Origin of the sequence: Colwellia marinimaniae, assembly GCF_002207865.1 — a bacterium.
Classification (GTDB): Bacteria; Pseudomonadota; Gammaproteobacteria; order Enterobacterales; family Alteromonadaceae; genus Colwellia; species Colwellia marinimaniae.
Map to the genome: position 1 here is coordinate 1 of NZ_BDQM01000202.1, position 285 is coordinate 285.

Here is a 285-nt window from a genome sequence, read left to right on the forward strand (position 1 = left end):
CTACTTAACCAATTAGATATTATTTTACCTAGTGGTATGCCGTATGTAGCTTCTAGTGCCGTCACGCAAGCACGAAAAAAACTAGGGAGTGAAGTCATTGAATCTGTCTTTCAGCAAACCCAAAAACAATGGCATCAATCTGCTAACCATGAAAACTGATGTGGATTAAATTTATTAGGCGTCGATTGTATGTCCGATGGCGCTAACGAGCCATTTATTAACAAACAGTGGTTTGATAGCGTTGAAGTTAACGAGATAAATCTTGCCTTAGGATTAATTGATAAT

At 37.5% G+C, this 285-nt stretch carries 1 pseudogene; it reads left to right on the top strand.

Annotated features, from left to right (window positions below):
- Positions 1-285: pseudogene (locus MTCD1_RS23395) on the top strand (transposase domain-containing protein); the annotation flags it as partial.